Source organism: Salinicola halophyticus (genome assembly GCF_003206695.1).
Lineage (GTDB): Bacteria > Pseudomonadota > Gammaproteobacteria > Pseudomonadales > Halomonadaceae > Salinicola > Salinicola halophyticus.
Window position 1 is genome coordinate 586,131 of the sequence record NZ_PZJN01000003.1, and the last position, 19,013, is coordinate 605,143.

At 62.3% G+C, this 19,013-nt stretch carries 17 protein-coding genes and 1 tRNA gene; 11 read left to right on the top strand and 7 right to left on the bottom strand.

Features of this window, described 5'->3' with window-relative positions:
* Window positions 1–9: 9 nt before the first annotated feature.
* Genes DOM58_RS04775 through DOM58_RS04785 form a run of 3 tightly spaced genes read left to right on the top strand, consistent with a single transcriptional unit; the run spans window position 10 to window position 3,157 of the window.
* Window positions 10–840, top strand: coding sequence for a hypothetical protein (locus tag DOM58_RS04775; protein WP_157957486.1), 831 nt, complete (start codon window positions 10–12; stop codon window positions 838–840).
* Window positions 831–1,754 (top strand): diguanylate cyclase domain-containing protein, encoded by a 924-nt coding sequence (locus tag DOM58_RS04780; protein ID WP_110691939.1) that lies wholly within the window; start codon window positions 831–833, stop codon window positions 1,752–1,754. Before DOM58_RS04775 ends, DOM58_RS04780 begins: the two co-directional genes overlap by 10 nt.
* On the top strand, window positions 1,751–3,157 hold the full coding sequence (locus DOM58_RS04785; RefSeq protein ID WP_110691940.1) for a bifunctional DedA family/phosphatase PAP2 family protein: 1,407 nt from the start codon (window positions 1,751–1,753) through the stop codon (window positions 3,155–3,157). The genes DOM58_RS04780 and DOM58_RS04785 overlap by 4 nt, the downstream gene beginning before the upstream one ends.
* 60 nt (window positions 3,158–3,217) lie before the next feature.
* Here DOM58_RS04785 and DOM58_RS04790 read toward each other — a convergent pair whose 3' ends face one another.
* Both DOM58_RS04790 and mpl read right to left on the bottom strand, forming a co-directional pair.
* The gene (locus DOM58_RS04790; RefSeq protein WP_110691941.1) at window positions 3,218–3,883 is read right to left on the bottom strand and encodes a flavin prenyltransferase UbiX; all 666 of its coding nucleotides are present in this window, start codon (window positions 3,881–3,883) and stop codon (window positions 3,218–3,220) included.
* Window positions 3,867–5,240 carry a UDP-N-acetylmuramate:L-alanyl-gamma-D-glutamyl-meso-diaminopimelate ligase gene (gene mpl, locus DOM58_RS04795; protein WP_110691942.1) on the bottom strand — a complete coding sequence of 458 codons (1,374 nt, stop codon included), beginning with the start codon at window positions 5,238–5,240 and terminating at the stop codon, window positions 3,867–3,869. The genes DOM58_RS04790 and mpl overlap by 17 nt, the downstream gene beginning before the upstream one ends.
* A gap of 445 nt (window positions 5,241–5,685) precedes the next feature.
* Between mpl and DOM58_RS04800 the strand changes: the two genes are divergently transcribed.
* The 3 genes from DOM58_RS04800 (at window position 5,686) to DOM58_RS04810 (ending at window position 7,962) form a co-directional block, all read left to right on the top strand.
* Window positions 5,686–6,945, top strand: a complete 1,260-nt coding sequence (locus DOM58_RS04800) for a 6-phosphofructokinase (protein WP_075561322.1) — start codon at window positions 5,686–5,688, stop codon at window positions 6,943–6,945.
* A 202-nt stretch (window positions 6,946–7,147) separates the two neighbouring features.
* Window positions 7,148–7,417 carry a hypothetical protein gene (locus DOM58_RS04805; RefSeq protein ID WP_157957487.1) on the top strand — a complete coding sequence of 90 codons (270 nt, stop codon included), beginning with the start codon at window positions 7,148–7,150 and terminating at the stop codon, window positions 7,415–7,417.
* A complete protein-coding gene (locus DOM58_RS04810; protein ID WP_075561234.1) occupies window positions 7,414–7,962 on the top strand; it encodes a glycine zipper 2TM domain-containing protein in 549 nt (182 codons plus the stop codon). Before DOM58_RS04805 ends, DOM58_RS04810 begins: the two co-directional genes overlap by 4 nt.
* Before the next feature lie 1,143 nt (window positions 7,963–9,105).
* Here DOM58_RS04810 and DOM58_RS04815 read toward each other — a convergent pair.
* The 5 genes from DOM58_RS04815 to hemA all read right to left on the bottom strand — a co-directional run bounded on the left by DOM58_RS04815 (window position 9,106) and on the right by hemA (window position 13,858).
* Window positions 9,106–9,852, bottom strand: a complete 747-nt coding sequence (locus DOM58_RS04815; RefSeq protein WP_110691944.1) for a HesA/MoeB/ThiF family protein — start codon at window positions 9,850–9,852, stop codon at window positions 9,106–9,108.
* A gap of 51 nt (window positions 9,853–9,903) precedes the next feature.
* Window positions 9,904–10,404: an Lrp/AsnC ligand binding domain-containing protein gene (locus tag DOM58_RS04820; RefSeq protein WP_075561232.1), complete on the bottom strand. Its 501-nt coding sequence runs from the start codon at window positions 10,402–10,404 to the stop codon at window positions 9,904–9,906.
* Between the two features lie 244 nt (window positions 10,405–10,648).
* Window positions 10,649–11,482 (bottom strand): peptide chain release factor N(5)-glutamine methyltransferase, encoded by an 834-nt coding sequence (prmC, locus tag DOM58_RS04825; protein WP_110691945.1) that lies wholly within the window; start codon window positions 11,480–11,482, stop codon window positions 10,649–10,651.
* Window positions 11,482–12,567 carry a peptide chain release factor 1 gene (gene prfA / locus DOM58_RS04830; protein ID WP_075561230.1) on the bottom strand — a complete coding sequence of 362 codons (1,086 nt, stop codon included), beginning with the start codon at window positions 12,565–12,567 and terminating at the stop codon, window positions 11,482–11,484. Before prfA ends, prmC begins: the two co-directional genes overlap by 1 nt.
* Before the next feature lie 16 nt (window positions 12,568–12,583).
* Window positions 12,584–13,858 carry a glutamyl-tRNA reductase gene (gene hemA / locus DOM58_RS04835; protein ID WP_110691946.1) on the bottom strand — a complete coding sequence of 425 codons (1,275 nt, stop codon included), beginning with the start codon at window positions 13,856–13,858 and terminating at the stop codon, window positions 12,584–12,586.
* 271 nt (window positions 13,859–14,129) lie between these two features.
* On the opposite strand from hemA, the gene DOM58_RS04840 reads away from it, so the two are divergent.
* From DOM58_RS04840 to DOM58_RS04860, 5 genes are all read left to right on the top strand, one after another.
* Window positions 14,130–15,842 (top strand): tetratricopeptide repeat protein, encoded by a 1,713-nt coding sequence (locus DOM58_RS04840; protein WP_110692067.1) that lies wholly within the window; start codon window positions 14,130–14,132, stop codon window positions 15,840–15,842.
* A gap of 88 nt (window positions 15,843–15,930) precedes the next feature.
* Window positions 15,931–16,644 carry a lipoprotein insertase outer membrane protein LolB gene (gene lolB / locus DOM58_RS04845; protein ID WP_110691947.1) on the top strand — a complete coding sequence of 238 codons (714 nt, stop codon included), beginning with the start codon at window positions 15,931–15,933 and terminating at the stop codon, window positions 16,642–16,644.
* Window positions 16,641–17,525 (top strand): 4-(cytidine 5'-diphospho)-2-C-methyl-D-erythritol kinase, encoded by an 885-nt coding sequence (ispE, locus tag DOM58_RS04850; protein ID WP_110691948.1) that lies wholly within the window; start codon window positions 16,641–16,643, stop codon window positions 17,523–17,525. The genes lolB and ispE overlap by 4 nt, the downstream gene beginning before the upstream one ends.
* Window positions 17,526–17,674: 149 nt before the next feature.
* Window positions 17,675–17,749 (top strand) — tRNA-Gln (locus tag DOM58_RS04855).
* 263 nt (window positions 17,750–18,012) lie between these two features.
* A complete protein-coding gene (locus DOM58_RS04860) occupies window positions 18,013–18,954 on the top strand; it encodes a ribose-phosphate pyrophosphokinase (protein ID WP_188113771.1) in 942 nt (313 codons plus the stop codon).
* The last annotated feature ends 59 nt before the right edge of the window (window positions 18,955–19,013 follow it).

Here is a 19,013-nt window from a genome sequence, read left to right on the forward strand (position 1 = left end):
TAAGCCACCATGCAAAGCAAGTACAAAAGCCCCGGCCTTCAAACTCTTCTGGCGTTCACCTTGCTGCTTGCCCTGCTCACGGGCTGGCTGGCCGAAGACACCGTCAGGATGATCGCCTGGCTCAGCGGAGCCATCTTTGCACTCTTCCTGATCCGCTTCTCATCTCCGCGTCTCTCGCGCTGGTTTCCGGTCGCCGTCATCCTGCTATGTGGTCTCCTGCTCGCGACGCGCCATACCGAAGCCAGTCTATGGCTGTGGTTGCTGCCTTTATGCCTCTCCCGAATGACCGGGCGAATCGGAATGGCCCTGAACGTGGCGGCCTATGTGCTGGTCGTGGCCGACATCGGCTGGGCGCTGCCGCTGCCGACCGCCATCGTCGTCAGCGTCTCGTTGGCGATCGTGTGGCTTCTGTGCCTGGAACGGCAAAGGCATTCGACGGCGACGCCCCCCACGACACCGGAATGGCTGCTTCCCCCCGCCCAGCTCGACGCCGACATCCAGATCGAACTGAAGCGATCCGAGCGAGAGATACTGCATAGCGAAGTTGCCCTCTACGGCTGCGCCCGGTCGACGACCGCCGACATGGAACAGCTCTGTCGCTGCCTGAGCCAGCAGCTCGCGCTCTACGAACGCGCCTATCGCCTCAACGACTACGGCGTCGCGGTAATTCTGATTGCGCCCAATGCCGAAGCAGCCAGTCTTCGCCGACAGCAGCTGAGATACGCCATCGCCCCGCAACGGGAAATCTCCTCGACCCCGCTGGCGGAAATCGGCGACCGCTTCACCCGCTACCATAGCAAACCGTCGACACCGGTTTCGGAGATGCAGTCGTGGCATTGAGTCGCTACAAGCTGGTCGCACAGCTGCTCATTCTGGGGCTGCTCGTAGGTTTGGCGCTGTGGGAGCACCTGATGCGCCACTACGATTTGATCCTGCCGCCCACGCTACTCGCGATCGCGCTGCTGGTAGCGATCCCCTTGCAGTGTCTGGGCCATCTCGGCGCGGCCGTGGCCGACCGTCTGTTGCTGGCCGGCGGCCTGATCCTGTGCGCCGTGGAGGCACCGGGCAGCGCAACGCCGATGCTGTGGCTGGGGCTTTCGGTCGCCCTGGGCTTCCTGCTGTTGCCTCCCTTAACCGCGCTGATACTGTCGCTGGCAGTCGTGCCGGCCCTGCTGGTTGTGCTCGGCGATGCGTACATGACGCTTTTCAATCTGGCGCTCGGCTGGTGGCTGACCCTCGCCGCCGCCACCTTGACTCTCCTTCTCGATCACTCGGCGAAGACGTCACCTTTCACCTTGACGCCGTGGCGCCGCGACAGGCGACTTTCCGGCAGCTGCATTCGGGAAAACCTGAAAATCGAAGTCGCCAGGGCAACCGCCCTCGACCGGCCGCTGAGCGTGCTGGTCGTGTATATCCCGCAGCTGGATCAGGCCAGCGATCAGTTCGGCGGCCACTTGCGCGAAGTTCTCTCGGCGAGTTTCAGCGACGTGGTCTCCAACAACAGCCGCCAGAGCGATCTTCTCGGCGAGTATCGCGCCAACGTTTTCTGGCTGGTATTGCCCAACGCCGCGGAACCCGGCGCCATCGCCGCTGCCAAAAGGCTCTCGAACGCGGTCACCGCCGTCACTCATCCCGAGATCGGGTCTTTGGAAAGCCACAGCCGAGTGTGTACATTGCAGGCCGATGAAAGCGCCGAACGCTTTATGCAACGCCTCGAAGCCGCCGCCAACAAATTGCTGGAACCTCAAGCTTGAATATCACCCATTGGCTCTACTCTCTCGCCCCGCCGCCGGGGCTGCTACTCATCATCATCCTGGTCGTGGCGCTGATCGAATCGCTGGCCGTCGTCGGCATCGTGGTTCCCGGTGTCGTACTGCTGGGTGCTGCGGCCTCGATCGCCGGTCACGACGATGTCCCGCTCTGGCTAGTGCTGATCGCCGGTATTGTCGGCGCTTTCATCGGTGACAACCTCAGCTTCTGGCTGGGCCGTACGCAACGCAGCCGGATACCCCACTGGTGGCCGTTGAAACAGCATCCCGGATGGCTGGACCGGGGCAACGATTTCTTCCAGCGATATGGCATTCTCTCGGTGATCATCGGCCGTTTCGTGGGCCCCGTGCGTCCGTTCATTCCGATGATCGCGGGGATGCTGTCGATGCCGACGAAGCGCTTCGTGCTGGTCAATATCGTCTCCGCCCTGGCCTGGGCCCCGGTTTATCTGCTGCCCGGCTATCTGCTGGGGCGATCGTGGGAAAAACTGATGCACCTGCCTCCCGGCGCCGAACGCTGGCTGCTGACGCTGTCGCTGGCGGTACTGGCGCTGGCGCTGCTGTTCTCGACTATTCGCTACCAGCTCAGCGGCGACGGTCGCTTGCACCGTTGGCTGGAAGAACGCATGGCTCGAAGCCCTGTGCTGACCAGGGGATGGAAATCGCTCTGCTCGCCACCGCCCGCCAACGAGTTCCCCCTGGCGTCACTGTCGCTGCTACTGACGAGCCTGATCGCCCTGGTTGCATGGACGGCGTGGGTACTGGCCCACAACGGGCCGCTGCCGATGGATCAACAGATCCACTCCCTCGCCAAGCTGCTGCAGCGCAGCTGGCTGGTCGGGACCAGCGAAACGCTGGCCGAGATCGGTGACGCTCTGGGGATCAGCGTACTGATGACGCCCTGGCTACTGTGGTTGCTTTACGCCAGACGTTTCGCTGGACTACTGCATATCGCAGGTGCCTTGGGTCTCATCGCGGTCAGCAATACCGTATTCAAGGATCTCGCCGGCCGGGCACGGCCAGACACGCCGGACTACCTGACCGGTTCGATGTCTTACCCCAGCGCTCACACATCGACGATCGTCGTCGTGATTGGGTTGACGGCCGCTTTTGCCGCCCAGGTCATGCCGCAACGTTATCGCGGCTACGCCTACTGGCTGGGAATCCTCACCTGCGTGCCGATGGCGCTATCCCGGCTGGTCATCGGCGTGCATTGGGCCAGCGACCTGGTCGGCGGCGCTCTGCTCGGACTCACGGTCTGCGCGCTGACTCGCATCAGCTATCAGCACTTCCAGCAGCCAGGCCGGGACATGCCGCCCTGGATCTGGCTATGCATCGCCTCGCTGGCACTGGAAACCGGACGCGTGATGTTCTTTGGCCCCGTCTGATTGCCGCTATCCACGACTGCCGTCCATGCGGCCACGACTGCCGTTCTACGCGGAGACGGCTTAATCCCCCCAGCGGGGCATCAGGGTCTGAGCAATGCCCAGCTGGTTGAGAATACGGGCGACGATGAAATCGATCATCGCCTCGACGCTGTCCGGCCGATGATAGAACCCCGGTGCTGCGGGTAGCACGACGGCGCCCATGTGCGTGAGCTTGAGCATGTTGTCGAGATGCACCGCCGAGAGCGGTGTCTCCCGGGGGACCAGGATCAGCTGTCGACGCTCCTTGAGCGCGACATCCGCGGCGCGCTCGATCAGGTTGTTGCTGGCGCCGCAGGCCACGGCGGAGAGCGTGCCGGTCGAGCACGGGCAGATCACCAGCGCCTGCCAGTTACCGGAACCGGAGGCCACCGGGGCCATCCAGTCTTCCCGTCCGAAACAGCTAATCTGTTCCTCGCCCGCCCCGAACCGGGCCGTCAGATCCTGCGCCAGCCGATCCGGCTGAGCCGGGAGCTCGATGTCGGTTTCGACCGCGATCACGCGGTGGGCCGCCTTCGAGATCATCACGTAGACTTCGTGCCCGGCTCCGACCAGACACTCGATCAGCCGCAGCCCGTACTGCACGCCGGAAGCGCCGGTGATCGCGACGGCGATCGGCGCGGCATAGGGCTTAAAATAGGGCGCTCGGGATGAAATCTCAGTGTGTGGAACCTCAGTGTGTACCGCCATGGCGGACCTCCAGAGCGTGCAGCAGCTTGTCGTGGATACCGCCGAATCCGCCGTTGGACATCACCACGATGCGGTCGCCCGGCAGCGCCGCGTCGACGATCTCACCCACCATCATCTCGAGATCGCTCTCGACGCGGCTGGCAGCATGGCCGGCCACCACCTCGGCCAGCGACCAGTCGAGCCCCGGGGGCTGATACCACCAGACGCGCTCGGCCGCCACCACGCTGTCGGCCAGCCGCGTTTTCATGGCGCCCTGGCGCATGGTGTTGGAGCGCGGCTCGATCACGGCCAGCAACCGGCCGCCGTGCCGATCCCGGTGGAGCCCTTCGAGAGTCAGTGCAATCGCGGTCGGATGATGGGCGAAATCATCCAGCACCTGGATCCCGGCCACGTCACCACGCACTTCCTGACGCCGCTTGGGCGCCGCGAACGTCGTCAACGCCCGGCAGCCGTCGGCCAGCGACACTCCCGCCTGATTGGCCGCCGCCAGCGCCGCCACCCCGTTGGCAGCGTTGTGCCGGCCGCTCAGCCCCCAACGCACCGAATGGCGCTCGTCGCGGTGCAAAACCGTGAAGGCTCGGCTATCGTCGGGATCGAGCAGCAGTTGCCAATCACTGTCGGGACGTTCCCCGAAGCGCTCGACCGGCGTCCAGCAGCCCATTGCCAGCACGCGTTCCAGCGCCGGCTCGCCGTCGGCTACCACCAGCCCGCCGTTACCGGGCACAGTCCGCACGAAGTGATGGAACTGGCGTTCGATGGCGGCCAGATCGGGAAAGATATCCGCGTGATCGAACTCGAGATTGTTGAGAACGGCGACATCCGGGCGGTAGTGAACGAACTTCGAGCGTTTATCGAAGAACGCGGTGTCGTATTCGTCCGCCTCCACTACGAAAGGCGCGCCAGGTGCCGCAAGACGCGAGGAAAGGCCGAAGTTGCCCAGCACCCCCCCGATCAGGAAACCGGGCTTCAGCCCTGCGGCTTCGAGTATCCAGGCCAGCATGCTTGCCGTTGTCGTCTTGCCATGGGTGCCCGCCACGGCCAGCACCTTGCGCCCGGGCAGCACATGCTCCGCCAGCCATTGCGGACCCGAAAGGTAGGGAAGCCTGGCATCGAGCAGCGCCTCGATTTCCGGATTACCCCGCGAGAGCGCGTTACCGACGATGACCAGGTCGGGAGCCGGGGTGAGGTTTTCGGCGCGATAGCCCTCCATCAGCTCGATACCGATCTCCTCGAGCTGAACGCTCATCGGAGGGTAGACATTGGCATCCGAGCCGGTGACTCGATAGCCCAATGCCTTTGCCAGTCGCGCCAGACTGCCCATGAAGGTTCCACAGACCCCCACTACGTGAACGTGCATGCCACTACTCTCTCAACAACTCTCTCCACGACTCTCTCCACCACTCTCTTCACTACGCTCTCCGTCACTCTCCCCATATGAACCGGCGAGCCTAGCACGGCCTCCAGAACCGGGCTACCGGCGCCTATTTCAGGCTAATGTCGAGCTCCTGCCATGGCCAGTTCATGGGCGTTGGCCCCGGCTACCCGCCTTCGAAGGCGTTCTGAACCCGCCCTCCCAACCGACTCATGACTGGCGGGTACAGGGGCGATCGAGAACGGGAATCAGTCGGTCACTCATCTTCTAGTCGCAGAAAAATGACCGTGGTGGCGGCACGGCTATCGTATTAACAGGCATACGCCTTTCGGCTATGCTGAGCGCGCATCCGACTCGCGCTCTTTCGCCGCGCATGGCGGGATCGAAAACGCGAGCTCAGCAATCCGAACATCAGGAGATGAAAGCCGACATGGCCAAGCACAATGCGTTCTACGCACAGTCCGGTGGCGTCACTGCCGTCATCAACGCCAGCGCCTGTGGCGTGATCGAGGCCTGCCGCCGTCATGCAGACCGCATCGGCCATCTCTACGCCGGGCATAACGGTATCATCGGTGCTTTGCTGGAAGACCTGATCGACACCAATCAGGAGAGCGATGAAACCGTCTCCGCCCTGCGCCATACGCCCGGTGGCGCTTTCGGCTCCTGCCGCTACAAGCTGAAGTCGATCGAGGACAACCGCGCCGAATACGAGCGGCTGATCGAAGTCTTCAAGGCGCACGACATCCGCTATTTCTTCTACAACGGCGGCGGCGATAGCGCGGACACCTGCCTCAAGGTCTCGCAACTGTCGGAGACGATGGGCTATCCGTTAACGGCTATCCACGTGCCCAAGACCGTCGACAACGACCTTCCGATCACCGATAACTCGCCGGGTTTCGGCAGCGTTGCCAAGTACGTCGCGACCTCGACGCGAGAGGCGGCACTCGACATCGAGTCGATGTGCGCCACGTCCACCAAGGTATTCATCCTCGAGGTGATGGGACGCCATGCAGGCTGGATCGCGGCTGCCGGCGCGCTATCCGGCGCCTCTTCTGACGAGGCACCACACGTGATCATCTTTCCGGAGATCGCCTTCGACCGGAAAATCGTCATGGCGCGCATCGACGAGGCCGTCAAGCGTCACGGCTTCTGTGTGATCGTGGTCTCCGAAGGCGCGCAGTATGCCGACGGCACCTTTCTTGCCGATGGCGGCAGCGTCGATGCTTTCGGCCACAAGCAGCTTGGCGGTGTCGCCCCCGCGCTGGCATCGATGGTCAAGGAAGATCTGGGCCACAAATACCACTGGGCAGTGGCAGACTACCTGCAGCGCGCCGCGCGCCACATCGCCTCCAAGACCGACGTCGACCAGGCCTACGCGGTCGGTGAAGCTGCAGTGGAATTGGCGCTGAGCGGCCAGAATTCGATGATGCCGGCCATCAAGCGAGTGTCGGAATCACCTTACACCTGGAAGATCGAGCCGGCACCGCTGGCAGAGATCGCCAATCATGAAAAATTCATGCCCAGGGATTACATCAGTGAAGACGGCCTCTACATCAGCGAAGCGGGCCGGCGTTACCTCGCGCCACTGATCGTGGGCGAAGACTTCCCCCCGTTCGAAAATGGCCTGCCCATGGTCGCCAAACTGAAAAAGGCCAGGGTCGAACGCAAGCTGGCCGAATTCACGCTGTAACCACTCCGACACAGGGCGCGGGATTCGACCGCGCCCACCGCCTGGATACTGCTCGCTTCTTGTCTTTGTCTCTTGTCTTGACCTCTTGTCGTTGCCTCCCGTCTTCGCGCCTTGTCTCCGCCTCTCGTTCCACGCCATTCAGACATACCATTAACCGTCCCATAGACGGTGTGTCGCTATCTGGATACACGACTTTTTCAATATGGAAACAGCGTTCAAGAACGCGATTCCCGAGCGATTAACAGAATTTTACGGATTATACTTCATGTATCTGGAGACGAGCGGCGCATCTGGAGACGAGCGTCGCAGTGGCTGGGTCAATCGCGAACGATCGATCCTCGACTGCGGCATGATGAGCCTTGTCTTGGACCAGAAAAATTCTCACGAACCGCCAGGTTTCGGCGCCAGCCTCTCGCGAGAACTGGCACGCACTCACGAAATCGATGCGGACGGAAAAGGAGCAGGACCATGAACAAACCGATCATGATTGGCGGCATCATTGCCGCGCTGGGCATCGCCGGCGGCGTGGCGGTGGGTTCCTATCAGTCTTCCGAAGAGGGACCACGCTACGCGGATATCGTCAGCGTCGACCCGATCGTGCAGACCACCGACTCCCCTCGCGAGGTCTGCAAGAACGTTACCGTTACCCATCAGCGCCCGGTGGAAGATGACCATCGTATTGCCGGCACCGCCATCGGCGCCATCGTCGGCGGCGTGGTTGGCAATCAGTTTGGCGGTGGCAGCGGCAAGAAGATCATGACGGCGGCCGGCGCCGTCGGCGGCGGCGTCGCCGGCAATCAGGTCCAGGAACGGATGCAGCAAGGCGATACTTATCAGACCACTGAGAAGCGCTGCAGCACGGTCAACGACAGCAAGGACGAGACTGTCGGCTACGACGTTCGATACCGCTACGATGGTGAGGTGCACGAAGCCAAGCTGGACGACAAACCCGGTAGCGACCGCGTGTTGATGCGCGACGGCAAACCGCAGTGGGACGGGGACGCTCAGTCTTCTTGAGCGTTGGACGCCCCTGCCGACTTTTCCGCGACCCCTTCATCACTGATTCGGGGTCGCGGGCTATCAAACGACCCACCGCCCCCTCTCGAACACCGGCTCGAACACCGGCTCGAATACCGACTCGAACATCGGCTTGAATACCGACTCGAATACCTAAGACACGGCTATCCGCCGGGAATACGAAGCTCTACTCTCACGAAATACCGGACGGCGAGACAAAATAGACGTTAGCGATGGGTAGGCTTGCGGGGCCGCCCTTGAGGGCCAACGGGCCGACTCAGCGCAATTTCGATGGCGCGTTCTCGTTCGATACCACTATCCATCAATTTTTTGATCCGCGTTTTCAATGTGCCCACGGGCATGCCAATGGCCTTGGCACGCTGAGAAAGCGTTCCCATATTGGGCTCGCTTTTCTTCTGACACGGGGTGGGCCGAAAATCTCGTGCGGTCAATTTCATTGTCAGTCCGAGGATCGTCACGAATTAGGAGGGCGGGACATCCAGGTCAAAAAACTAATAATACTTAGCATGTTACGTGTTTTAACAACTTTGCGCGTTTTCTACCCGTAAATACTTAACCTAGACTAAATTAGCGGCAATAACTTCAGAAAATCGTCGTCAAAGAACCGAATGGCCGATAGGGCCTTCCTCATCAAAATGAGGGACAAGAGAGATCTGTAGAGGAGTTCACAAATAGCAGCATAGGCCTATCACGGCCTGTGACTGTCAACTGGCAGGTCTTTCAAAAAAACGCCCGGCATACTTTACCGCTCTGAAGGTGAAGTATGCCGGGCCAAAAGATCGCGAATCGCGACCATGAACCTATGTGGCTAAAAGCAACGCTTCGTTGGCGCGCTCTCATCCGATTCGTCGTGTCTCGAGCGCAATGCTGCGAGGTCTACGCTTGAAACTTCTGATGTCCGCTTCGCTCAATCAGCTTAAAATTGCATAGCGAAAATCAATATCTGGTAGAAAACCGGTCCAATTTCCTGCTCTTGCTACTAGATTATCAGTCTTTGAGGATAATGCGGAAGTGGAATTTTCACATACTTTAGTAATACTCGATGAAACCGAATTACCGACTCGAGTTCACCGCCAAAGGATCGGGCTTTCGATCATGACAAGCCCTGAGGAGCACTATCGCCTAATGACGACGGCATACGGGGCATTCGGGATCCCTTGAAAGCGCAAAATGGCGCCACTGCCCGGTCAAGGCATCGAACGTCGAAAGCCCGCGATGGGGCTGGCCGGCCCCGCTGATCAGTTTCATCGCCTCCAGCGCCTGAAAGCTGCCGATGACGCCCACCAGCGGCGAGACCACCCCGCTTTCGGCACAGGTCAGCGCGTCGTCATCTCCGTGCTCGCCATAAAGGCACGCATAGCAGGGGGATGCCGGCTGACGCGGATCGAACACCGCGAGCTGACCCGAAAAACGAATGGCAGCACCGCTGACCAGTGGCGTGCGAGTATCGACGCAGGCCCGATTGATCGCGAAGCGACTGGAGAATCGGTCGGTACAGTCCAGCACTACATCCGCAGCATCGACCTCCGCCAGCAAGGCATCGCCGACGAGACGGGTCTCCAGCGGACGAAGCTCGCAACCGGCATTGAGACCGCCGGCGGTGGCAGCAGCCGATCTCGCCTTGGATTGGCCCAGCGAGGCCTCCGTGTGCGCGATCTGACGCTGCAGATTCGAAAGCTCGACGATATCGTCATCGGCAATGGACAGACACCCGACTCCCGCGCCGGCCAGATAGAGCGCCGCCGGCGACCCCAGGCCACCGGCACCGACAATCAGCACGCGGGCGGCCAGCAGACGCTCCTGACCGGCGATGTCGATCTCTTCGAGCATGATATGGCGGCTATAGCGCAACAGTGCTTCGTCGTTCATGAACCTTCCTGAAGCGCAGGAACGGCCGTCATCGGCGCTCGCTCCTGGGCGTTATCGAGCGTCTTCCGGATCGAGATCGGGGATCGGCAACGCCAACTCCTCCTTGACCTCTTCCATCACGACGTAACTCTTGGATTCCTTGACCCCCGGCAACGTCAGCACCACGTCTCCCAGCAGCTGACGGTACGCCGACATCTCGGGAATACGGCATTTGAGGATATAGTCGAACTGACCCGACACCAGGTGGCATTCCTGAATTTGCGGCAACGTGGCGACCGCCCTGCGGAACTCATCGAAGACCGACGGTGACTGCGTGTTCAAACTGATCTCGACGAACACCAGCAGATTGGCGCGCAGGGCCTGCGGGTCGAGCACGGCCTTGTAACCGCGGATGATACCTGCCCGTTCCAGACGTTTGACCCGCTCCAGGCAAGGCGTTGTCGACAGACCCACCTGCGAAGCCAGATCCACGTAGGAAATACGGGCGTTATCCTGCAGACAGCGCAGGATGTTGAGATCGATTCGATCGAGTGACCGAGACTTGGCTTTCATTGGTGTAATTGTTCCAGCCGGTGAATAGAAGCGCTCCGTGAATGGCACGAGGCCGAACGAGGGCCATCCGAACGCGTGGCGCAAGGATCAACGAGCAGACACTCATCGACCCGTCGCTCGCAGCGGGATTATTACTATCACAGAGCGGTTACGATTCACTAACTGGCATGGCAACTATCGTTCAACGCTAGGCGTTCAACGCCAATCGCTCGACATGACGGAAAGCGGGACGGCATCGCCGCCATCAGCGAGGCCCCTGCCCACCCGTTATTCGCTCGTGCCCCGCCAGATCCTGTCGCGAAACGACGCCTAGAAAGCCAAAATGCATCAGCGTGTGACGCACCGTCTCGGCCTGCGTGTAGCCATGTTCCATCCACAGCCAGCCTTCCGGCTTCAGGTAGGCGGAGGCGTGCCGGGCCAGCCATGCGAGATCGGAAAGGCCGGCGGCTTCGGCCACCAGTGCCGAGCGTGGCTCGAAGCGGACATCGTCCCGCGTCAGGTGGGGGTCGTCGGCAGCAATGTAAGGCGGGTTGGCGACGATGATATCGAAACGTTGCCCGGACAACGCGGAGAACCAGTCGCTCTCCAACCAGCGCACGTTGGCTATCGCCAGTCTTTCGGCGTTCGACTGCGCCAGGCTGACGGCGTCAGCGGCCCGGTCGACCCCGGTCACCTGCCAGCCGGGACGCTCGCTGGCGAAGGCCAGTGCCACCGCCCCCGTGCCGGTGCCGAGATCGAGCAGCTCGCCGTTCGCCGCCGCGGCCGACTCCAGCGCCACTTCGACGAGACGCTCAGTATCGGGGCGCGGGATCAGCGTCGCCGGCGACGTCTGAATGTCCAGCCCCCAGAATTCGCGTGAACCGGTCAAGTAGGCCACCGGACATCCTTCGCCACGCCGCTCGAGCAGCGCGTCGAAGCGAGCGGTCTGATCGTCCGTCAGGGTACGATCGCCCCAGGTGTAGAGCCAGGTCCGGCTGCGCTCGCAGAGATGGGCCAACAGCACTTCGGCATCTAGTCGCGGTGTCGGCGATGCACTCAATCGCGCCGTCGCCTCACGCAAGGCATCGTCTATCGTCATCACTCGCCCTGCAGAGCCGCCAGCTGATCGGCCTGGTATTCGTTGACCAGCGGCCGAATGACCTCGTCGAGATCGCCGGCGACGATCTCGACGAGTTTGTAGAGCGTCAGGTTGATACGGTGGTCGGTAAGACGCCCCTGAGGAAAATTGTAGGTTCGGATTCGCTCGCTGCGATCGCCCGACCCCACCAGCGAACGCCGCGTATCGGCCTGATGCTGGCGCTGCGTGTCGACGGCGGCCTGCTTCAATCTCGCCGCCAGCAGCGACATCGCCTTGGCCCGGTTCTTGTGCTGACTACGCTCTTCCTGGCACTCCACCACCAGCCCGGTCGGCAGGTGGGTGATGCGGATGGCGGAATCCGTTGTGTTGACGTGCTGGCCCCCTGCGCCGCTGGAACGGAACGTATCGATTCGCAGATCGTTGCTATTGACATCGACATCGCCGACTTCGCTCGCTTCCGGCATCACCGCGACCGTGCAAGCCGAGGTGTGAATGCGGCCCTGGGACTCCGTCGCCGGCACCCGCTGCACGCGGTGAGCGCCCGACTCGAACTTCAATGCGGCGTAGACGTTATCACCCTTGACCCGAGCGATGATCTCCTTGTAACCGCCCTGCTCGCCGTGACTGGCGCTGACCACTTCCACGCCCCAGCCTTTCTTTTCGGCATAGCGCGAGTACATCCGAAACAGATCGCCGGCGAACAGCGCGGCTTCGTCGCCCCCGGTCCCCGCGCGGACTTCCAGGAAGACGTTGTTGTTGTCATCCGGATCTTTCGGCACCAGCAGCCGCTTGACCTCTTCCTCGAGCTCTTCGAGCTGCGCCCGGGAAGCGCGCCACTCCTCCTCGGCCAGCTCGCGCATGTCCGGGTCGCTGTCCTGGCGCATCTGGTCGGCCGCCTCGATATCGCCCTCGGTGCGCCGATAATCGAGCCAGGCGGCGACCAGCGGCTCGAGCTCGGCATACTCGCGGGAATAATCGCGAAAGCGCGGCTGGTCAGTGATCACCTCGGGTTCGGAGAGTAGCGCCGATAGCTCCTCGAAACGTTCCTGAAAGGCATCGAGTCGTTCGCGTAAAGACGCTTTCATGCCCAGTCCTGTGTTTTCATACCGAGTCCTGTGTCGTGGCGGGCCCTTCGATGAGCAAACTATCGGCGGCCTGGATGATATCGTGGCGGGACTGGCCCGACGCCTCGCGCAGGCGCAGGGTCGGACCGTGCATCAGCTTGTTGGCGAGCTGATGGGAAAGTCGCTTGATGACCGCTTCGGGATCCTCGCCACGGGCCAGTTGCGCCAGCGCCTCGGACTCGGAATCGCGCCGCAGTGTCTCGCCGTGCTGGCGATAACGGCGGATCAGGTCGCCGGCGCCGCGTACCCGCCGCTCGTGCAGCCAGTGGTTGACGCCGCTTTCGATCAGCACTTCGGCCTGACGCGCGGCGACTTCCCGATGGCGCCGGTTCTCGGCGATCACCTGCTGCAGATCGTCGACGCTATAAAGAAAGACATCATCGAGATCGCCGACTTCGGGCTCGATATCGCGAGGCACCGCAATGTCGACCATGAAGATGGGGCGATGGCGGCGCACCTTGAGCGCGCGTTCGACCATGCCCTTGCCGAGAATCGGCAGTTCGCTGGCGGTGGAGGCGATGACGATGTCAGCCTGTTCCAGCGCCTGTGGAATCGCGCTGAGTTCGATTGCCCTGGCGTCGCAGGTCTCCGCCAGAGCCTGGGCGCGCGCCAGCGTGCGGTTGGCGACGGTCAACCCCATGATGCCCGCTTCACGCAAGTGACGGGCCACCAGCTCGACCGTTTCACCGGCACCGATCAACAGCGCGCGGGCACGACTGAAATCGTCGAAGATTCGACTGGCCAGGCTGACGGCGGCATAGGCGACCGAGACCGGATTTTCGCCGATCGAGGTTTCGCTGCGAACCTGCTTGGCAACGGAGAACGTCTGCTGGAACAGACGCTCGAGCTCGCTGCCGAGACCCGCATGCTGGCGCGCGATCTGGTAGGCATCCTTGAGCTGGCCCAGAATCTGCGGCTCACCCAGTACCATGGAATCCAGCCCGGCCGCCACCCGCATCAGATGCTTCGCCGCCTCGCCCTCATGGTAGTGATAGGCGCAACTCAGAAGCTCCTGCGCCGGCATGCCGTGAAACGCGCCCAGCCACTCGAGCAGCTGGCTCTCGCCGTCGGCCACGGTGATGCAGTAGAGCTCGGTGCGGTTACAGGTCGAAAGCACTGCCGCCTCACGCACGTCGGGCAACGCCCGCAGCTGGCTCAGCGCCGACTCGAGCTGTGCCGGCGAAAAGGCAACACGCTCGCGCATGTCGACCGCAGCCGTTCTATGATTGATACCCAGAGCTAGCAGCGTCATGAAATCACGGTCAATTGTCTTGCGTGGACCCGACCTTTGCGTCTGCGAAGGCCGTCGAAGCCGCGCGCCATACATCGGCATGGAAATCGGGATGAAGCACGGTACTGGTCAGAAGCACAGCCCATTGTGGTCCGCTCAGCCAGGCGGCGCCATTTTAGCACAGCCAAAAGACGCTTAGCAGGCAATGAATCACGCCGATGACGCGTGCCGGGAGATTGACCCCCGGCCGCCAACCGTTATGCTGGAGCGATTGATCGATCTCGAGGACGGCATGCCCAAAAGTCTGTTCTACGCCGCCAGCTGTGCGGCCCTGCTGGCTGGCTGTCAAAGCATGTCGGCTGACAACGCGTCCATGTCCCTGGACGACCCCATGGCCACGGCGCCCCCGATCACCCAGGGGTTCGATGCCTCGGGCCTGTCGCAGGTGCTGCTGGCGGAAATGGCCGGTCAGCGCGGCGACTTCCACCGTGCCACCCAGGGCTATCTGGCAGCTGCCGACCGTTATCGTTCCGCCGACCTGGCCGAGCGTGCCACCCTGGCGGCTCGCTACACCGACGATACGTCACTGCTGAAATCGGCCGCCGCCCGCTGGCAGCAGCTGGCACCGCAGGACCCGGCCCCTGAAAAGCTGCTATCGGGTATCGCAGTGGACCGCGGCGATTGGCCTGCGGCACTACGTCACAGGCTCAAGCTCGCTCGCGCCGAACAGGATGCCCAGCTTCTCGAACTCTCCGACCTGATGGTGGAGTCACAGGCGGATCTGCCGCCGCTGATCGCCCAGCTACGCGATTTTACCGCGGCCAACCCGGATCATGCCGACGCCCAGATGGCGACCGCCCGGCTCGAGGCGGCCAATGGTCAGCTCGACGACGCACGACAACGGCTGGCGCAACTGACCCGCCGTCACCCCGAGCTGCCGGAGCTGTGGCTCACCCGATCGCAGATCGCCCTGGATGCCGGCGATTATGCCGAGGCGGCTTCGACGGCACGCCGTGGGCGCGAGTTCGCTCCCGACGACAGCCGATTCCTGCTGGCGCTGGCCCAGGCCGAAATTGCCAGTGGCGACGTCGCGGCCGCTGAACGCCAGATCGATCAGCTGCTGGCGCAGTACAACGATACGCCGTCGCTGCGCATCGGCTTCGCGCAGCTCTACCTGGATGCCGGGGCGCTGGATCCAGCACGCCGTCTGCTGCTACCCCTGTTGGATCGCGACGACACGCCGCCGGCGACCTATCTGGTGCTGGGCAGCATCGCCGAGACTCAGGGCGAGATCGATAACGCTCTGCTCTACTATCGACAGGTGCCGGCGGGGCCCGGATTCCTCGAATCCCGCGCCGTGGCGACGCAGATGCTGATCGCCAACGACCGTGCCGAAGACGCCCAGCAATTCCTGCGCATCGAAATGCTGCGTCATCCCGGGCAGCGCGGATCGCTGACTCAGATCGGCCTTCAGGCCTTCGACCACGACGGACAGACTCGTACCGCCGATGCCCTGCTCGCCGACAGCCTCAAGCAGTCACCGAATGATACCGATCTGCTCTACACCCGGGCGATGAGAGAGTTCGAGCGTGGCAACGTCGAGACGATGATGACCCAGATGCGCGATGTCATCGCTCGCGATCCCGACAATGCCGCAGCCCTCAACGCGCTCGGCTATACCCTGGCGACAAACACCGAGCACTTCGACGAAGCCTTGGATCTCATCGAACGGGCGCATGCTCTCGAGCCGCAGAGCCCGGCCATTCTCGACAGCCTGGGCTGGGTCCATTTCAAACGCGGTGAACCGCAGAAAGCGCTGGGCTACCTGCGCCGCGCCTACGCTGGTCAACCGGATCAGGAGGTGGCCGCGCACCTGGCCGAGGTCCTGGTCACGCTGGAGCAACAGTCCGAGGCCCGCACACTGGTCGAGTCGGCATTGGCGGGCAGTGACTCTCACCCGGATATCGACGACCTCCTGAAACGCTATCCGCAATTGGCCCCCTAGCCGAGGTCGCTCCCCTTCTCGAGCTGGACGTCGATGATTGCCGTCGTCGATCGCTTCGCATCTCTTCTTGCACTTACAGGATAACCCGATGCCATACTCTTTCCCGGCCACCGAAAGCCCATATCGCGCCGCGACGCCGCGCACTCGGTGGTGGCAGCCGCTTAGCACATTGCTGGTGGTCGCCTGGCTGGCCGGCTGCGCCGGACAGGCGCCAGCGCCGGACGTACCGCGCCAGCCCGATGACTGGCAGCGCCAGCAGGACGATCTCGTCGCGCTCGATACCTGGCAAGTGGCCGGCAAGGTGGGTCTGAGAACCGCCGAAGACAGTCGCAGCGCCAATCTCGACTGGTCCCAGGCCCCCGATCACTATCGCATGTTGATCAGCGGACCCTTTGGCGCCGGACGCAGCGTGCTCGAAGGCAAGCAAGGCCGCGTCAGTCTGACCACGGGTGACGGCCGCTTCGAAGCCTCCTCTCCGGAGGCCCTAATGCAGCAGCAGCTGGGGTGGTCGCTGCCTATCTCGTCGCTGGATTACTGGGTTCGCGGCCTGCCGGCGCCGCATCGTGCCCACGATCAGACCCAGGACGAGCTGGGGTTTCCCAAGACACTGCAGCAGGATGGCTGGAACATCCGCTATCGCGACTGGACCTACGCCGGGTCGCTGTGGCTGCCGAGCCGGCTGGTCATGACCTACGACGACATTCGCGCCACGCTGGTGGTCAATCAGTGGCAGCCTGAAGCGATGCCGGACGGGGCATCGAACGACACACCCAGCCCAACGTCATCAGACGCGGCCCCATGACAACGCTGACCCTGCCCGCGCCGGCCAAGCTCAACCGTCTGCTGCGCATCACCGGCCGTCGTCCGGACGGCTATCACTCGCTGCAGACGCTGTTTCAGATTCTCGACCATGGTGACATCCTGCGTTTCACCGCGACGCCCGATAGCCATGACATCGAACTGGGCTCGGCACTGACCGGTGTCGCCCACGAGGACAATCTGATCGTGCGCGCTGCTCGCCGCCTTCAGCGCGAAACCGGCTGCCGCCAGGGCGCGATCATCGAATTGGAAAAACGCCTGCCGATCGGCGGCGGTCTGGGCGGCGGCAGCTCCAATGCCGCAACCACGCTGCTGGCGCTCGATCATCTGTGGGAGCTGGACCTGGGGATCGAACGGCTGGCGGCACTGGGGCTGGAACTGGGCGCCGATGTCCCCGTCTTCGTGCGCGGCCATACCGCCTGGGCCGAAGGCGTCGGCGAGCGTCTGGTCCCCGTGGAACTGCCGCCCTGCTGGTTCGTCGTCATCCACCCCGGCATCGAGATTTCCACCGCAGCGATTTTCGGCGACCCCGGTTTGACACGCGACAGCCCGGTCATTAGTATGCGACGCGCACTCGACCGGGCCTCCCCGGACACCGTTTGGCGCAACGATTGCGAGCGCACCGTGCGAGCGCAATATCCCGAGGTCGATCGCGCACTGACCTGGCTTGGCCGACAGGGTCAGGCGATGCTGACAGGGACCGGGGCCTGCGTCTTCTGCCCGTTGAAGGACGAAGCGCACGCCGAGCAGGTACTGCTCGAGCTTCCGGACGAATGGCACGCCTTCAAGGCACGCGGCAGCAATGTTTCTTCGCTGCACCATGCCCTGAAAGCAGCCAAGGGTTTGGACAGAATACAGACGTGATGTCACCATACCGTCGGTGCTGCCAGGACCGCTTCGATTACGCGGTTTTTGTCAGACTTCTCAGACTGTTGATGATCCCACGGCTGGTTTTCCGTCAAGACCTAGCCAACGGTTGACGCTTTTGCGCATAATGAGCGCGATTGAATTGCTGGGGTATCGCCAAGTGGTAAGGCACTGGTTTCTGATACCAGCATTCCCAGGTTCGAATCCTGGTACCCCAGCCACTTCCTGAATTTCGATAAGCCTGCATACGGAAACCGGGACGCGATGGCCATTCAGCCCACACGATTTCCCCACCGGCGCTGCGGTTGTTTTTCCTGCCGTCTCGACGTAGCTCGACGATCCTCCCGGATATCGTCGGCGGGCACGCGTGGTGTCTTCGACATCCTGCCTCTTGTCTCGTCTTCCCTCTGTCGCCTTGTCACCCATCCTGGTTCGAAACGAATGTCCTCACCGACCTTCAACCGCTCTCATAAGGTGGCCGCGCGTGTCTAAATTGATGGTTTTCACCGGTAACGCCAACGTCGGCCTCGCCACCAAGGTAGCCGAGAGTCTGGATAACCGACTTGGCCATGCCACGGTAGGCCAGTTCAGCGATGGCGAGATAGCCGTCGAGATCAACGAAAACGTCCGCGGCAAGGATGTCTTCATCCTGCAATCGACCTGCGCCCCGACCAACGACAACCTGATGGAACTGATCCTGATGGTCGACGCCCTGCGGCGTGCTTCGGCGACCCGCATCACTGCCGTGGTGCCCTACTTCGGTTACGCCCGTCAGGATCGCCGTGTGCGTTCGGCCCGCGTGCCGATCTCGGCCAAGGTCGTTGCCGACATGATGGTCAAGGCTGGGGTCGATCGAGTCATGACCATGGATCTTCACGCCGATCAGATTCAGGGCTTCTTCGACGTTCCCGTGGACAACGTCTACGGCTCGCCGATTCTGCTCGACGATATCGAGCGCCAGAATTACGACGATCTGGTCGTGGTTTCCCCCGACGTCGGTGGCGTGGTCCGTGCCCGCGCCATCGCCAAGCAGCTCAATGTCGACCTCGCGATCATCGATAAGCGTCGCCCTCAGGCCAACCAGGCCCAGGTAATGCACATCATCGGCGAAATCGAGAATCGAACCTGCGTCGTGGTCGACGACATGGTCGATACCGCCGGCACGCTGTGCAAGGCTGCCGAAGCATTGAAGGTGCGCGGCGCCCGTCGCGTGGTCGCTTACGCCACCCACCCGATCCTTTCGGGGCCGGCCGTGGACAATATTAGTGGTTCGGTGCTTGACGAACTCGTCGTTGCCGATACCATACCGCTCTCCGAACCTGCACGTCGTAGTGGCAAGATCCGTCAGTTGACGGTCGCCGGCCTGATCGCCGAAGCCATTCGCCGTGTCAGCAACGAGGAATCCGTCAGCGCGATGTTCCACTGATCGCACGTGTAACGACCCTCTCGTAATGACCTTCTCGGTTGTTTCATGACGATAGGTTG

Excerpts from the sequence above, each read along its gene's own strand:
- DOM58_RS04775 (WP_157957486.1), top strand. The coding sequence starts at position 10 with ATGCAAAGCAAGTACAAAAGCCCCGGCCTTCAAACTCTTCTGGCGTTC.
- DOM58_RS04790 (WP_110691941.1), bottom strand. The coding sequence starts at position 3,883 with ATGGCGGTACACACTGAGGTTCCACACACTGAGATTTCATCCCGAGCG.
- mpl (WP_110691942.1), bottom strand. The coding sequence starts at position 5,240 with ATGCACGTTCACGTAGTGGGGGTCTGTGGAACCTTCATGGGCAGTCTG.
- DOM58_RS04800 (WP_075561322.1), top strand. The coding sequence starts at position 5,686 with ATGGCCAAGCACAATGCGTTCTACGCACAGTCCGGTGGCGTCACTGCC.
- DOM58_RS04805 (WP_157957487.1), top strand. The coding sequence starts at position 7,148 with ATGGAAACAGCGTTCAAGAACGCGATTCCCGAGCGATTAACAGAATTT.
- DOM58_RS04810 (WP_075561234.1), top strand. The coding sequence starts at position 7,414 with ATGAACAAACCGATCATGATTGGCGGCATCATTGCCGCGCTGGGCATC.
- DOM58_RS04815 (WP_110691944.1), bottom strand. The coding sequence starts at position 9,852 with ATGAACGACGAAGCACTGTTGCGCTATAGCCGCCATATCATGCTCGAA.
- DOM58_RS04820 (WP_075561232.1), bottom strand. The coding sequence starts at position 10,404 with ATGAAAGCCAAGTCTCGGTCACTCGATCGAATCGATCTCAACATCCTG.
- prmC (WP_110691945.1), bottom strand. The coding sequence starts at position 11,482 with ATGACGATAGACGATGCCTTGCGTGAGGCGACGGCGCGATTGAGTGCA.
- prfA (WP_075561230.1), bottom strand. The coding sequence starts at position 12,567 with ATGAAAGCGTCTTTACGCGAACGACTCGATGCCTTTCAGGAACGTTTC.
- hemA (WP_110691946.1), bottom strand. The coding sequence starts at position 13,858 with ATGACGCTGCTAGCTCTGGGTATCAATCATAGAACGGCTGCGGTCGAC.
- DOM58_RS04840 (WP_110692067.1), top strand. The coding sequence starts at position 14,130 with ATGCCCAAAAGTCTGTTCTACGCCGCCAGCTGTGCGGCCCTGCTGGCT.
- lolB (WP_110691947.1), top strand. The coding sequence starts at position 15,931 with ATGCCATACTCTTTCCCGGCCACCGAAAGCCCATATCGCGCCGCGACG.
- ispE (WP_110691948.1), top strand. The coding sequence starts at position 16,641 with ATGACAACGCTGACCCTGCCCGCGCCGGCCAAGCTCAACCGTCTGCTG.